Consider the following 12,084-nt stretch of genomic DNA (forward strand, 5'->3'; position numbering starts at 1 on the left):
CCCCAGCCCACCGATCTCCAGCTCAATCTCCTAGACCTCCTCGACATCGATCCACGAGACCTTCGCTGAAGATCGCTCACGTGCGGAAAACGGGGCTAGCGCGTCCGGGTGGTGTAGGAGTGGGCGCCGGTTCCGGCCAGGGCGCCGCCCTCGACGATCAGGTACTCCTCGCGGATCGGGGTGCCCTCCAGCCACGATTCGAGGATCTCGCGGGTCCCGGCGGCGTACCGGGCCTGGGCCGACAGCGAGGAGCCCGAGATGTGCGGGGTCATGCCGTGGTGCGGCATGGTCCGCCAGGGGTGGTCGGCCGGGGCGGGCTGGGGGTACCAGACGTCGCCGGCGTACCCGGCGAGCTGCCCGCTCTCCAGGCCGCGCACGATCGCGTCGCGGTCGGCGATCTTGGCGCGGGCGGTGTTGATCAGGTACGCGCCGCGCTTCATCGAGCCGATCAGCTCGTCGCCGAACAGGCCCTCGGTCTGGGGGTGCAGCGGCGCGTTGACGGTCACCACGTCGCAGAGCGGCACCATGGCGGCGGCGTCGGGGTGGAAGGTGAGCCCGAGCTCCTCCTCGACCTCGGCCGGCAGGCGGTGCTTGTCGGTGTAGTGCAGGTGCACGTCGAACGGCTTGAGCCGGCGCAGCACGGCCAGCCCGATGCGGCCGGCGGCGACGGTGCCGACGTGCATGCCCTCGACGTCGTAGGAGCGGGCGACGACGTCGGCGATGTTCCAGCCGCCGTCGAGCACGGTCCGGTGGGCGGGCAGGTAGTTGCGCACCAGGGACAGGATCATCATCACGACGTGCTCGGCGACGCTGATGCTGTTGCAGTAGGTGACCTCGGCGACGGTGATGCCGCGGGCGATGGCGGCGTCGAGGTCGACGTGGTCGGAGCCGATGCCGGCGGTGATGGCCAGCTTCAGCCTGGGCGCGCGGGCGATGCGCTCGGCGGTCAGGTACGCGGGCCAGAACGGCTGGGAGATCACCACGTCGGCGTCGGCCAGCTCGCGGTCGAAGGCGGAGTCGTCGGTGTCCTTGTCGGAGGTGACCACCAGGGTGTGGCCGCGTTCCTCCAGGAAGCGGCGCAGGCCCAGCTCGCCGGAGACGCTACCGAGCAGGTGCCCGGGGGTGAAGTCGATCGCCTTGGGGCTGGGCAGCGTCTGGCCGCCCGGGTAGCCGGCCAGCTCGGGCAGGCCGTCTCGCGCGTAGGTGGTCGGGTACCCGTCGATCGGGTCGTCGTACAGCACGCACAGCACCTTGGCCATGGTCTCGGCTCCTCGTCGGTCGAAGGTGATCTCACTGTCCGCCGACGTATAACCGCAGGTCAAAGCGTTTGTTTCTATCGAGTGATAGAGCCCGTCTATGCCAGGTGGTCCCGGGTCAGCCGGTCGAACACCTCGCGCAGATCGAGATCGCGGGCGATGTCCAGCAGGGCCCGCGCCATCACCGACTCCGGGCCCGTGCCGGCCAGTACGAGCCCCACGCGCGGCTCCCGGGCGGGCCGTTCCAGCCGGACGACCCGCATGCCCTCGGGCACCCCGAACATGTGCAGCCACGCGTGCGCGATGACGCTGGACCAGCGGTGGGTCGCCACGTGCGCGAACAGGGCCGAGACGGTGTCGGTCTCGATCGCGGGCACGGCCACCGCCCCGGCCTGCCGGAAGTTGGCGTCCAGGATGCGGCGGTTGCGCATCTCGGGGGCCAGCAGGCACAGCGGCAGCGCGGCCACCTCCGCCCAGCGCGCCACCCGCCGGTCGGCCAGCTCGCCGTCGGACGGCGTCAGCAGCAGGTAGCGCTCCTCGTACAGCGGGTACACCTCGCCGAACCCCTCCTCGTCGTCGAGGTACGTCATCGCCATGTCGATCTCGAACTCGGCCAGCCGCCGCGTGATCTCCCGTGACGACAGGGAGGTCAGCAGCACCCGTACATGCGGGTATCGCTCGCAGAACGGCGTGGTCAGCAGCGAGGCGGCGGTCAGCGCGGTCGGGATCGCGCCCATCCGCAACGTGCCCGACAGCCCCTCGCGCATCTTCGACAGGTCCTGGCGCAGGGCGTCGGCGTCGGCGATGATCCGGTGCGCCCACAGCAGTACCCGCTCGCCCTCCGGGGTCAGCCCGGCGAAGCGCTGCCCGCGCCGGACGAGGGGCACGTCCAGCTCGCGTTCGAGCTTGCGGATGGCCGCCGACAACGACGGCTGGGAGACGTGACAGGCCTCGGCGGCACGGGCGAAATGTCGTTCCCGGGCCAGGGCCACCAGATACTCCAACTGGCGCAACAGCACGCCACAGAATGCCCTGCGCACGGGTGCCGCGTCCATCCCCTCCGCCGGGGTGCCGCGAATGCGTGATCCGTCCGGGGCGCCGCGCGTGCGTGAGGTGGCCCGCCCTCGTCCGGGGCGCCGCGAGTGTTTGAGACCGGCGGGCGTCAGGTGCGGGGGAGCAGGGCGTCCAGGAGGAGCCCGGTCAGCCGCCCGGCGGGGCGGTCGCTGTCGCGGGCGTGGCGCTCCATGGCGAGCGCGCCCGACAGCAGGGCCCGCAGGTCGGAGACGTCGACGTCGGCGCGGACGGCGCCGGCGCGCTGGGCGGCGCTCAGCAGGGCGCCGAAGGCGTCCCACACGTCGCGCTGCGCGCCGTGCGAAGGCTTGACCGGCGATCCGGCGGCCTCCAGGGCGTCGCACAGCGCCTTGTTGAGCATCGCCTGATCGACCACGCGGCCCAGGAACGCGAAGAACGCCTCGCCGGGCCGCTCCGCCGCCGCGAGCGTGCGGGCCTCCTCGCCGAACTGCTCGATCCGGTCGTGGACCACGGCCTCGAACAGCGCCTCCTTGGAGGGGAAATGCCGGTAGACCGTGCCGGCGCCGACGCCCGCCCGCCGGGCGATCTCGTCCAGCGGGACCGCCATGCCCTCGGCCGCGAACGCGGCCTCGGCGGCCTGCAGGACGCGGGCGCGGTTGCGGCGGGCGTCGGCGCGCAGCGGCTTGTCCGGCGTCATCGGAAGCTCCCTTCTAGACAAACGGGGCGCGCGTTCCGTATCTTTCAGGGAAGCGGGGCGCTCGTTCCGATTCTATTCCGTTCTGTCCGAGGGGATTCACCATGTCCAAGAACCTTCACGCGGTCGTCGAGCAACTGCGTCAGGCGCTGGCGAGCAGGTCCGCCGACGCGTTCACCGACGTGTTCGCCGACGACGCCGTCTACGAGCTGCGGTTCGGCCTGCCGGGTCAGCCGCGCCGCTTCGAAGGCGTGCAAACCATCCGCGAGCACATGAAACAGGCCACCGCCGGCGGTATCGCGCAACTGCTGAGCTTCGACGAGGTCCGCGCCACGGTCTACGAGACCACCGATCCGGAGGTGGTCGTCGTCGAGTTCGAGCCGGAAGGGAGCGTGCGCGGGGGTGCGGCGTTCCGGTTCGCCTCCTCTCTCGGGGTGATCCGCGTCCGCGACGGCGCCGTGGTCTCCTACCTCGACTATCCCAACGCGGTGGGCGCCGCCGAAGCCGTCGGCATGCTGCCCGAGCTGGCGGCCATGCTCGCCCCCGTACGGCCCGGGTCCGCCAAGGAGGTCGTCGCGCGGCTGATCGAGGTCTCGGCGGCCGGGGACTACGACGCGATGCTCGACCTGTACGCGCCGGACGTCGTCATCGAGATCCCGTTCGCCCCGCCGGGCGTGCCCACGCGCTCGGCCGGCAAGGAGCACCTGGCCGCCCGGATCGAGGCGGTGAGGGGGCTGTGGCGGTTCGAGCGCGCGGACGGGGTCAACCTGCTGGAGACCGCCGACCCGGACGTGGTGGTCGCCGAGTACACCCTGCACGGGTCCGTCACCGCGACGGGCCGGCCGTTCGCCTCGACGTACGTCATGATCGTCACGGTGCGGGACGGGCTCATCGCGCACTCGCGCGACTACGGCAACCCGGCGGTCTCGGCCGAGCTGATGCGCGAGGTGGCCGGCGCGTGAGACCCCTGGTCAGGGCGCGCTGAGCACCTCGATCAGCTGCTTGGCGAACTCCTCGGGGGCGTCGGTGAAGCTGTGACCGCCCGGGAACTCGACCAGTTCGAGCCCCAGCCGCTCCGCCAGCACCGCGGCGGGCCGGTACGGCAGATGCCCCCTGCTCTCGCGCCCGGCGGCCAGGACCAGCCGGTCGGCCACGCGGCCGAGCGCGGCCAGGCCGGGCACGTACGAGGTGAACTGCCGCAACTCATGCTCCATCATGATCGGCGCGTTGCTCATCAGCCGGGCCATCATCTCGGCGGCCCGGGGCGGCAGCGAGGCGGGGTCCGGCAGCGGCCGGAGGGTGCCGCCGATGCCCTCCAGGAACCGGGCGGACGCGGCCGCGAGCCCCTGCTCGCGGAAGAGCCGGTGCACCTCCTCGACGAAGGCCAGCTGCGCGGGGGCGTCGGGGAGGACGGCGAAGCACGGCGGCTCGTGGGCGACCAGCCGGCGCACCCGCTGGGGGTGCCGGGAGAGCAGGTCGAGGCCGACGATGGCGCCGCTGCTGCCGCCGAAGACGTAGGCGGGCCGGTCGGGGGTGACGGCGTCGAGCAGCCGGCGGGCGTCCTCGCTCTGCACCTCGACCCGCTGGTCCACGGCCGGGCCGTCGAGGCGGCTGCGGGAGTAGCCGCGCGGGTCGACGGTGATGAGCGTGAAGTGCTCGCTGAGCGGGCCGGCCAGTGCGTCGAAGATCGCCGCGTCACCGCCGCCGCCCGGCAGCAGGAGCAGCGCGGGTCCGCTGCCGCTGACCTCGTAGTAAAGCGTGGCGCCCGGTACGTCCAGCGTGGCCATGATGATCCCCTTCCAGAGTGAGTCCTAGGCATCCTAGCTTATTTCCTAGGATGCCTAGGAAAATAAAAGATGACACTAGCTGTCGGGTTTTGCCTTTAGCGTCTGGAGCATGAGCAACACGTTGAAGGGCAAGGTCGCGCTGGTCGCCGGGGGCACGCGTGGCGCGGGGCGGGGCATCGCGGTGGAGCTGGGAGCGGCGGGCGCGACCGTGTACGTGACCGGCCGGACCACCCGCGAGAGCCGGTCCGAGTACGGTCGTCCCGAGACCATCGAGGAGACCGCCGAGCTGGTGAACCAGGCAGGAGGGGAAGGAATCGCCGTCCAGGTCGATCATCTGGAGCACGAGCAGGTACGCGCCCTCGTCGAGCGCGTCGAGCGCGACCACGGGCGCCTGGACGTGCTGGTCAACGACATCTGGGGCGGGGAACTACTGGCGGAGTGGGACACTCCGCTGTGGAAGCACGACCTCGAGGGCGGGCTGCGGCTCCTCCGGCTCGCCGTCGACACCCACATCATCACCAGCCACTACGCGCTGCCCCTGCTGATCCGGCGCCCGGGCGGCCTGGTGGTGGAGATGACCGACGGCACCAAGGAGTACAACGACGGCAACTACCGCGTCTCCTTCTTCTATGACCACGCCAAGAGCGCCGTGATCAGGCTCGGCTTCGCACAGGCCCACGAGCTGCGGCCGTACGGCTGCGCGGCCGTGGCGCTGACGCCGGGCTGGCTGCGCTCGGAGCTGATGCTGGACCTGTTCGAGGTCACCGAGGACAACTGGCGTGACGCCACCGCCCGCGAGCCGCACTTCGTGATCTCCGAGACGCCCCGCTACGTCGGCAGGGCGGTCGCCGCCCTGGCCGCGGACTCCGAGGTGATGCGCTGGAGCGGTCAGTCGCTGTCCGGGGCGCAACTCGCCCGCGAGTACGGCTTCACCGACCTGGACGGCTCGCGGCCGGACGGCTGGCGGTACCTGGTCGAGGTTCAGGACAAGGGCCGCCCCGCGGACGCGACCGGCTACCGCTGAGAGCCGGCCGGCTGGCTGAAGGGCAGGTAGACGGTGCGGGCATCCTTGCGTGCCCGCCGCGCAGCAGGGACGCGGGCGGTGGTGGCGGCGGGGAGCAGCCGGGCCGCCTCGTCCCAGGAGTAGAAGCCGAAGTCGTCGAGCTCCGAGGTCTGCAGGACGATCTGGCCCGGGTCCGTGACGGTGCCGCCGTCGAACAGGAAGTTGATCATGCTCTGCGGCCGGTCGTCCATGGGCGGTATCCAGTCCACCACCAGGAGCCCGGTCACCGCCACACGCAGCCCGAGCTCCTCGTCGATCTCGCGGACGGCGCACTCGTGGGGGAGCTCGTCGGCCTCGATGATGCCGCCGGGGATCGACCAGTAGGGCCGGTAGTTGGGCTTGACCATGAGGACCCGGTCCTCGGTGTCGGTCAGCAGCACGCACGCCGAGGCGTAGAACGCCGGAAGCGTGGCGTACCACTCCGCTGGCTCCAGGAACGACTTGCTCATCCATTCACGCTACCCGTTCCACCCGCAAGATCCCGGCCGCCACGCGCCACCCCGACCACTGCGCTCCCCGCACGCTGGCCGCCTCCCCGTGTGCCGGCGACTTCCTCGCCGTTGCGGTCCTCCGGCCGGCCGGCCGTCGTCGTCGGCCCCCGCCCTGCTCGCGGCGGCCAACCTGGTGCTGGCCCTGCGCCGCCGCGTCCCCGGCTCGCCCGAGCGCCGGATCGACGGCCAGGACCTGCGGCCGGTCGTCTGAACGCTCTCGGCTTCGTAAAGGGAGATGGGCCCTGGCGGGCCGGGTGCGGCGGGTTCGAAACCTGCGGGAGGACGCGGCGGGCAAAAGTTATGATGTGCGGCTTTTGTGGCCTTTTAGGCGAAATGTAACTCCGGTGTTCTCGATGGCTGCCCACACTGGAGGGGCAGCCGGGGTGTGAGCCCGGGGCTGCGTTCGCGCCGTGGCGAGTTCGCCCGCCGCGGCACTCCGAACTCGGGGGGATCACAGTGAAACGAGTGCTTCTCGCGGCGGCGTTGGCGCTGGCCGCCGGTGCCACTGGTACCGCCGGCGCAGCTGTCCACATGCGTACGCCGGCGCCGTCACCGGAGGAGACCACCTCCATGCCGGAGGTGTCGCCCACTACGCCAGAGATGTCGCCAACCTCGCCGGAGATGTCGCCCTCTCCTCCGGAGATGTCGCCCTCGCCGGGCGCCGCCGTAAGCCCGTCCGGTCCCGGATGCGCCGCGATCGAGAGCAACCTGGCCGAGATCGCCGGTCAGCCGGCCGGTACCGCCATCTCCAAGCTCGCCGAGCTCTCCATGCTGTCGGCGGCCGTGAAGTCGGCAGGGCTCGAGGAGAAGCTGAACTCCGCCAAGGACATCACGCTCTTCGCGCCGGACAACAAGGCGTTCGACGCGATCCCGAAGGAAGTCCGGGACAAGCTCATGGCCAACAAGGACGTGCTGACCAAGCTGCTGTCCTACCACGTGGTGATGGGCAAGAAGGCGCCGTCCGACCTGGTGGAGGGTGCCGAGCTCAAGACCATGCAGGGCGCGTCCCTGACCGTGAAGGGCTCCGGTGAGAACCTCACGATCAACGACGCCAAGATCGTCTGCGGCGGCGTGACGACGAGCAACGCCACCGTCTACATCGTCGACAAGGTCCTGATGCCCCACTGACGGGACCTGACCTTCGGAACGGGGAGCGCGGTCGCCAATGGCCGCGCTCCCCACCCGCACTTCTTGAGCGATCGCTTAAACCCGTCTAAGGTCGGCTTAAGCAGTCGCTCAAAACGGATGTCGGGGGTGCGGCTCATGCCTGCTGCGGTCGTGGTCGGCGGGGGAATCGGCGGGCTGGCGGCGGCGATCGCGCTGCACCGGATCGGCTGGCGGGTGACCGTGCTGGAGCGGGCCGGGGAGTTCGGCGAGATCGGGGCGGGGCTGGCGCTCTGGCCGAACGCCACGCGCGCCCTCGCCGCGCTGGGCCTGGCCGAGCGGGTACGCGCGATCGCCGCGGTGGAGACCGCGGGCGGGGTACGGGACCGGGCTGGGCGGTGGCTGGTCAGGACGGACAACTCCGACGTCGCGCGGCGGCATGGCCGGCCGCTGCTCATGGTGCACCGGGCCGACCTGGTACGGGTGCTCGTGGCGGCACTGCCCGCTGACCTGCTGCGGTCGGGCAGCGAGGTGCGCGCCGTGCGGCCGGACGGCGGCGGGGCTGTGGTCGAGCACCGGGGCGGGCGGATGCGCGCGGATCTGGTGGTGGGGGCCGACGGGATCCGCAGCCGGGTGCGGCGGCAGTGCTGGCCGGAGGCCCGGTCGCCCCGGTACGCAGGGTGCACGGCGTGGCGGGCGGTGACCGGGCCGCTGGACGGGCGGGGAGCCGAGGGGGCGCTGTTCTGGGGGCGGGGCGAGCGATTCGGGTTCGCCGCGCTGCCCGGCGGGCGGTTCTACTGCTTCGCGGCGGCCCGGGTGCCCGAAGGCGGGGATGAGGACGCGTACGCCGGGTTCGCGCGCAGGTTCGGCGGCTGGCCCGATCCTGTGCCCGAACTGCTGGCGGCCGTGCCCGAGGGCGCCGTGCTGCGGCACGACGTGTACGAGATGCCGCCGCCGGCCTCGTACGTGCGGGGGAGGGCGGTGCTGCTGGGGGACGCGGCGCACGCGATGGATCCGGCGCTGGGGCAGGGGGCGGGCACCGCGCTGGAGGACGCGGTCACGCTGGCCGCCTGCCTGAGCGCGGACCCGGACGTGGACGTGGCACTCGCGCGGTACGACCGGACGCGGCGGCCCCGTACCCGGGCGATCGTGCGCCGGTCGGCCCGGATGGGCGCGGCGTCCTTGGTGGCTTGGTCGCCGGGGGCGTGGTCACGGAACCTGCTCGCCCGCCTGGTGCCGCCGAGCCTGCTGCTGCGTTCAATGGACCCCGTCCTCGGATGGACACCACCCGAGCTGCCAGAGCTGGCGCAGCGGCCCGAGCCGCCCGAGTTACCTGAGTTGGCGGAGCCGGTCGAGCTGCCCGAGTCGGTCGAGCCGTCCGGGCAGGCCCAGGTCGAGCTGGCTGAACGGGTGGCTGAGGTGGTGCCGGCGTCGGGTGGAAGGCCGGGTGGCGATGCCTGACTGGACGTACCAGCCGCTGCGGGGGATCGCGGGGGCGCTGCTGGGCGTGCGGCGGTCGCGGCGGGTGGCGCTGCGGACGCTGGCCTGGACGGGATCGCTGCCCGGCGGCGGACGGGCGGTCGCGCGGCTGCTTGGGCACCGGCACCCGCCGGCGCACCTGGCGGGCACCGTGGGCGGGGTCGCGGTGCGCAGCCGGTTGGGGGCGGTGGTGCCGCCGGAGGTGGCCCGGGACGCCGTACGCGCGCTGCCGCCGCTCGGGGCGGGGCTCATCGTGGTGGAGCCGGTCGGGCTCGCGGACGTGGCGCTCGTACGGGAGGCGGCGGCGGGCAGGCGGGTGCCGGTGCTGGTCCGCACGGGGGACCCGGCCGCGACCGCCGCCCTGGCACCACACGTGGACGCGATCCTGCCGCCCGACCACGAGGAGAACCGCCGATCGGGGCACGGGGAGAACCGCCGATCAGAGCGCGAGGGGAACCGCTGGCCAGAGCGCGACGGGAACCGCCGACCGGACGACGACGGGAACCGCTGGCCAGAGCGCGAGGGGAGCCGCTGGCCGGGGCTCGGAGGGGAGTCCCGTTCGGAGAGTGGCGTGGACGTCGTCCTGCCAGTCTCCACGTCCGTCGGAGCGGCGGCTCGGGTCCTCGCCGATCCTGCCAAGGTCGTGCTCGCGACACCGGCCCTGCTGGTCGAGGCGGGGCCCGGGTGGTTCGGGCGGGTGATGGAGGCGGCGACCCCCACCGCGCCCGCCCCCTCGCTGTGCCCCGCCACCCTCGACCCCCGGCGCCGGCCCGCCTGGTGGTGGGGCCTGATGGCCGGAGCCGTCATCGCGGTCGCCGGGCTCGTGGCCGCGGCGGTCGCGCTCGGGCCGGTGCTGCTCTGGTACGACCGCGCCTTCCTCGGCATGAACCGGGAGGCGTTACACGCCGTCAACCACCATCTGGTCCACTTCCTGCGGCACGACCGGATCACGCTGGCGGGCACCATGGTGGCCGTCGGCATCCTTCACATGGGGCTCACCGCCGGGGGCATGCGCCGCGGGTGGCCGTGGGCGCGCGAGGCGTACCTGGTCTCCGGGGCGATCGGGTTCGCCGCCGTGCCCTACCTCTTCACCCACGGGTACGTCGAGCCGCTGCACACGGCGCTGGCCGCCGTGCTCCTGCCCATGTTCCTGGCCGCGACCAGGCGGCCCCGGGACCGCCCGCGGTGGACCTCCCGCCCGGACGGACCCGAACGCGAACGCCGCCGGGCGCTCACCGGCCAGCTCCTCATGGTGATCACCGGGATCGGCCTGTTCGTCGGCGGCGTGGCCGTGTCGGCCGTCGGCCTCGGTGGCGTCTTCGTCCCGAGCGACCTGGAGTACCTGGGAACCGGGCCGGACACGCTGCGGGCGGCCGGCACGCGGCTGCTGCCGTTCATCGCGCACGACAGGGCGGGGTTCGGCGGCGCGCTGATGGCCGCCGCGGCGGCGATCACCCTGCTGAGCGCGTGGGGGTGGCGGCGCGGTGAGGCGTGGGTGTGGTGGACGCTGGCGCTCGCGGCCGTCGCCGGATTCGTGCCCGCCGTCGTCACCCATCTGGCCATCGGGTACGTCGACCTCGGGCATCTCGCGCCGGTCCTGTTCGGCATGGCCCTCACCGCGACCGCCCTGACGCTCTCGCGCCCGTACCTGTGCTCCCCCGAAGGGACGGGCAACCGCTGAGAGCGGCCGGTCCGGGGCCTCGATTCGGCGGGAAGGGCTGAGGGCCGAAGCGGGCGGTGCGGGTCAGAGCCAGCCGGCGCCGCCGGAGATGCGGATGGCGTCGATCAGACGTGACGCAGGTGCAGCGGCAGGTAGACGGCGGTCGCCGCGATGCTCCACAGCCCGGTGCCGATGCCGTTGCCCACATAGCTGAACGCCAGCCCGGCCTGCACCAGCGGCAGCAGCCCGCTGCAGACGACCGCCCCGACCGGCGCCAGCCGGACGACGCGGTCGGACCGCCAGAACTCTCCCACCCTGTCCACCGCCCGTCCCCGCGTACCGGTTGACCAGAGTAGGCGCTGCGGCCGGGGGACGGCACCGGACCGCGGCGCATGCCTGACCGGCGCGATCGGGAGAGCCATGAACGTCTCGCTTCCTGGCGGCGTGGGCCTCACCCGGTTGGAACCTCGGGCGGACGGCCGTGGTTCAGGCTCCCTGACGGCCCTCGAACAGCCCACCGAGGTTGTCCAGCTCGTTGTTCCGGCCCGCGACCAGGCGCTGGGTCCACTCCTCGTCGTGCATCGCGTCAACGGTCATCGTCACGTGCGCGCCTTCGGCGGCGGGCCGGATCTCGACCACGGTCAGGAAGTCGTACGGCTCCACCCCCGGGATGAAGTCGGCGAGGGAGGTGTAGGAGAGCCTGACCGGCTCCTCCACCTCGACGAACGTCTTGCGTGACTCCGTGCTGAGCGGCAGGCCCGCCCCCTCCATGAACGCGACCTGTTCCGGCGCCGTCGCGGTCATCGTGTAGACCAACTCGCCCCCGTGACGCACGTCCAGCTTCCCGACCTCCACGGTGAAGCCGTCCGGCGACCACCAGGACTCGATGCCCTCCGCCGTGGTCCACAATTGCCAGATCCGCTCGGGCGCGGCCGGGTACGTACGCGTGATCCGCACCGTCTCGGCGGCCTGCCTCAGTTCGGTCGACATCGTCTGATGCTCCTTCTCGCTGTCGCTTGGGTGGCTCCCACCCTGCCGCCGGAGCCCGACGGCGAACAGATGCAAATGTCACCGCGCGGGCGATGAATCGCGCTGGTGAAGGCGACCGTGACGAGCGGGCATGAGGGACGATCGGCGCCGACGGCTCAGCTCAGCGCGGCGGCGGTCCGCTCCCGGAGCCGGGCCTCGTGGGCGGGGTCGGTGCACAGGGTGAGGGTCAGCCCGGCCTCGGCGGCGTCGGACAGGACCGCCAGCAGGGTGGCGAACTGCTCGGGAGGCTCGGCGTCGAGCAGCTCTTCGGCGTGTGTCACGACCAGGGCGACGGCGCCGGTGTCGCGCAGCGAGTCGGTGAGCGCGTCCCAGTTGCGGCCGAAGTAGCCGGGCAGGCGCAGGACCCGCGCCACCTCGGTGAAGAAGGCGGCACGGGTCCGGCAGGACCGCCCGTCGACCACCGCCGGCGCCGGGCCGGTGGACACCGTGAGCCAGGACGGCAGCGGACGTGCGGCGGAGGTCATGGGC

Annotated in this window: 14 protein-coding genes; 6 read left to right on the forward strand and 8 right to left on the reverse strand. The window is 72.5% G+C overall.

What is annotated here, in order from left to right:
- Window positions 1-95: 95 nt before the first annotated feature.
- The 3 genes from ABZS69_RS51190 to ABZS69_RS51200 all read right to left on the reverse strand — a co-directional run bounded on the left by ABZS69_RS51190 (window position 96) and on the right by ABZS69_RS51200 (window position 2,985).
- Window positions 96-1,259 carry an NAD-dependent formate dehydrogenase gene (locus ABZS69_RS51190; protein ID WP_355387521.1) on the reverse strand — a complete coding sequence of 388 codons (1,164 nt, stop codon included), beginning with the start codon at window positions 1,257-1,259 and terminating at the stop codon, window positions 96-98.
- 95 nt (window positions 1,260-1,354) lie between these two features.
- Entirely contained in the window at window positions 1,355-2,296 is a 942-nt protein-coding gene (locus tag ABZS69_RS51195; protein ID WP_355387524.1) for a LysR family transcriptional regulator, read from the reverse strand.
- Between the two features lie 122 nt (window positions 2,297-2,418).
- Window positions 2,419-2,985 carry a helix-turn-helix domain-containing protein gene (locus ABZS69_RS51200; RefSeq protein WP_355387527.1) on the reverse strand — a complete coding sequence of 189 codons (567 nt, stop codon included), beginning with the start codon at window positions 2,983-2,985 and terminating at the stop codon, window positions 2,419-2,421.
- A 101-nt stretch (window positions 2,986-3,086) separates the two neighbouring features.
- Here ABZS69_RS51200 and ABZS69_RS51205 point away from each other — a divergent pair, with 101 nt between their 5' ends.
- Window positions 3,087-3,944 carry a nuclear transport factor 2 family protein gene (locus tag ABZS69_RS51205; protein WP_355387530.1) on the forward strand — a complete coding sequence of 286 codons (858 nt, stop codon included), beginning with the start codon at window positions 3,087-3,089 and terminating at the stop codon, window positions 3,942-3,944.
- A 9-nt stretch (window positions 3,945-3,953) separates the two neighbouring features.
- Here the strand turns inward: ABZS69_RS51205 and ABZS69_RS51210 are convergent, their stop codons facing one another.
- Complete coding sequence (locus tag ABZS69_RS51210; protein WP_355387533.1) at window positions 3,954-4,769, reverse strand: alpha/beta fold hydrolase; 816 nt, start codon at window positions 4,767-4,769, stop codon at window positions 3,954-3,956.
- 109 nt (window positions 4,770-4,878) lie between these two features.
- On the opposite strand from ABZS69_RS51210, the gene ABZS69_RS51215 reads away from it, so the two are divergent.
- Complete coding sequence (locus ABZS69_RS51215) at window positions 4,879-5,793, forward strand: SDR family oxidoreductase (protein ID WP_355387536.1); 915 nt, start codon at window positions 4,879-4,881, stop codon at window positions 5,791-5,793.
- Here the strand turns inward: ABZS69_RS51215 and ABZS69_RS51220 are convergent.
- Window positions 5,784-6,281 carry an NUDIX hydrolase gene (locus tag ABZS69_RS51220; protein ID WP_355387539.1) on the reverse strand — a complete coding sequence of 166 codons (498 nt, stop codon included), beginning with the start codon at window positions 6,279-6,281 and terminating at the stop codon, window positions 5,784-5,786. The genes ABZS69_RS51215 and ABZS69_RS51220 overlap by 10 nt on opposite strands.
- Between ABZS69_RS51220 and ABZS69_RS51225 the strand changes: the two genes are divergently transcribed.
- From ABZS69_RS51225 to ABZS69_RS51240, 4 genes are all read left to right on the forward strand, one after another.
- Window positions 6,274-6,534: a hypothetical protein gene (locus ABZS69_RS51225; RefSeq protein WP_355387542.1), complete on the forward strand. Its 261-nt coding sequence runs from the start codon at window positions 6,274-6,276 to the stop codon at window positions 6,532-6,534. The genes ABZS69_RS51220 and ABZS69_RS51225 overlap by 8 nt on opposite strands.
- A 410-nt stretch (window positions 6,535-6,944) precedes the next feature.
- Window positions 6,945-7,451, forward strand: a complete 507-nt coding sequence (locus ABZS69_RS51230; RefSeq protein ID WP_355387545.1) for a fasciclin domain-containing protein — start codon at window positions 6,945-6,947, stop codon at window positions 7,449-7,451.
- Window positions 7,452-7,586: 135 nt separating this feature from the next.
- Window positions 7,587-8,888 (forward strand): FAD-dependent monooxygenase, encoded by a 1,302-nt coding sequence (locus ABZS69_RS51235; RefSeq protein ID WP_355387548.1) that lies wholly within the window; start codon window positions 7,587-7,589, stop codon window positions 8,886-8,888.
- Window positions 8,875-10,587, forward strand: a complete 1,713-nt coding sequence (locus tag ABZS69_RS51240) for a hypothetical protein (protein ID WP_355387551.1) — start codon at window positions 8,875-8,877, stop codon at window positions 10,585-10,587. The genes ABZS69_RS51235 and ABZS69_RS51240 overlap by 14 nt, the downstream gene beginning before the upstream one ends.
- 104 nt (window positions 10,588-10,691) lie before the next feature.
- Here ABZS69_RS51240 and ABZS69_RS51245 read toward each other — a convergent pair whose 3' ends face one another.
- From ABZS69_RS51245 to ABZS69_RS51255, 3 genes are all read right to left on the reverse strand, one after another.
- Entirely contained in the window at window positions 10,692-10,889 is a 198-nt protein-coding gene (locus tag ABZS69_RS51245) for a hypothetical protein (RefSeq protein WP_355387554.1), read from the reverse strand.
- A gap of 163 nt (window positions 10,890-11,052) precedes the next feature.
- Window positions 11,053-11,556, reverse strand: coding sequence for an SRPBCC domain-containing protein (locus ABZS69_RS51250; protein WP_355387557.1), 504 nt, complete (start codon window positions 11,554-11,556; stop codon window positions 11,053-11,055).
- A gap of 155 nt (window positions 11,557-11,711) precedes the next feature.
- The gene (locus ABZS69_RS51255) at window positions 11,712-12,080 is read right to left on the reverse strand and encodes a barstar family protein (protein WP_355387560.1); all 369 of its coding nucleotides are present in this window, start codon (window positions 12,078-12,080) and stop codon (window positions 11,712-11,714) included.
- Window positions 12,081-12,084 lie beyond the last annotated feature (4 nt).

It is taken from the genome of Nonomuraea sp. NPDC005650 (assembly GCF_040605375.1).
Classification (GTDB): Bacteria; Actinomycetota; Actinomycetes; order Streptosporangiales; family Streptosporangiaceae; genus Nonomuraea.

Excerpts from the sequence above, each read along its gene's own strand:
- ABZS69_RS51235 (WP_355387548.1), top strand. The coding sequence starts at position 7,587 with ATGCCTGCTGCGGTCGTGGTCGGCGGGGGAATCGGCGGGCTGGCGGCG.
- ABZS69_RS51250 (WP_355387557.1), bottom strand. The coding sequence starts at position 11,556 with ATGTCGACCGAACTGAGGCAGGCCGCCGAGACGGTGCGGATCACGCGT.
- ABZS69_RS51220 (WP_355387539.1), bottom strand. The coding sequence starts at position 6,281 with ATGAGCAAGTCGTTCCTGGAGCCAGCGGAGTGGTACGCCACGCTTCCG.
- ABZS69_RS51210 (WP_355387533.1), bottom strand. The coding sequence starts at position 4,769 with ATGGCCACGCTGGACGTACCGGGCGCCACGCTTTACTACGAGGTCAGC.
- ABZS69_RS51205 (WP_355387530.1), top strand. The coding sequence starts at position 3,087 with ATGTCCAAGAACCTTCACGCGGTCGTCGAGCAACTGCGTCAGGCGCTG.
- ABZS69_RS51230 (WP_355387545.1), top strand. The coding sequence starts at position 6,945 with ATGTCGCCCTCTCCTCCGGAGATGTCGCCCTCGCCGGGCGCCGCCGTA.
- ABZS69_RS51215 (WP_355387536.1), top strand. The coding sequence starts at position 4,879 with ATGAGCAACACGTTGAAGGGCAAGGTCGCGCTGGTCGCCGGGGGCACG.
- ABZS69_RS51255 (WP_355387560.1), bottom strand. The coding sequence starts at position 12,080 with ATGACCTCCGCCGCACGTCCGCTGCCGTCCTGGCTCACGGTGTCCACC.
- ABZS69_RS51200 (WP_355387527.1), bottom strand. The coding sequence starts at position 2,985 with ATGACGCCGGACAAGCCGCTGCGCGCCGACGCCCGCCGCAACCGCGCC.
- ABZS69_RS51190 (WP_355387521.1), bottom strand. The coding sequence starts at position 1,259 with ATGGCCAAGGTGCTGTGCGTGCTGTACGACGACCCGATCGACGGGTAC.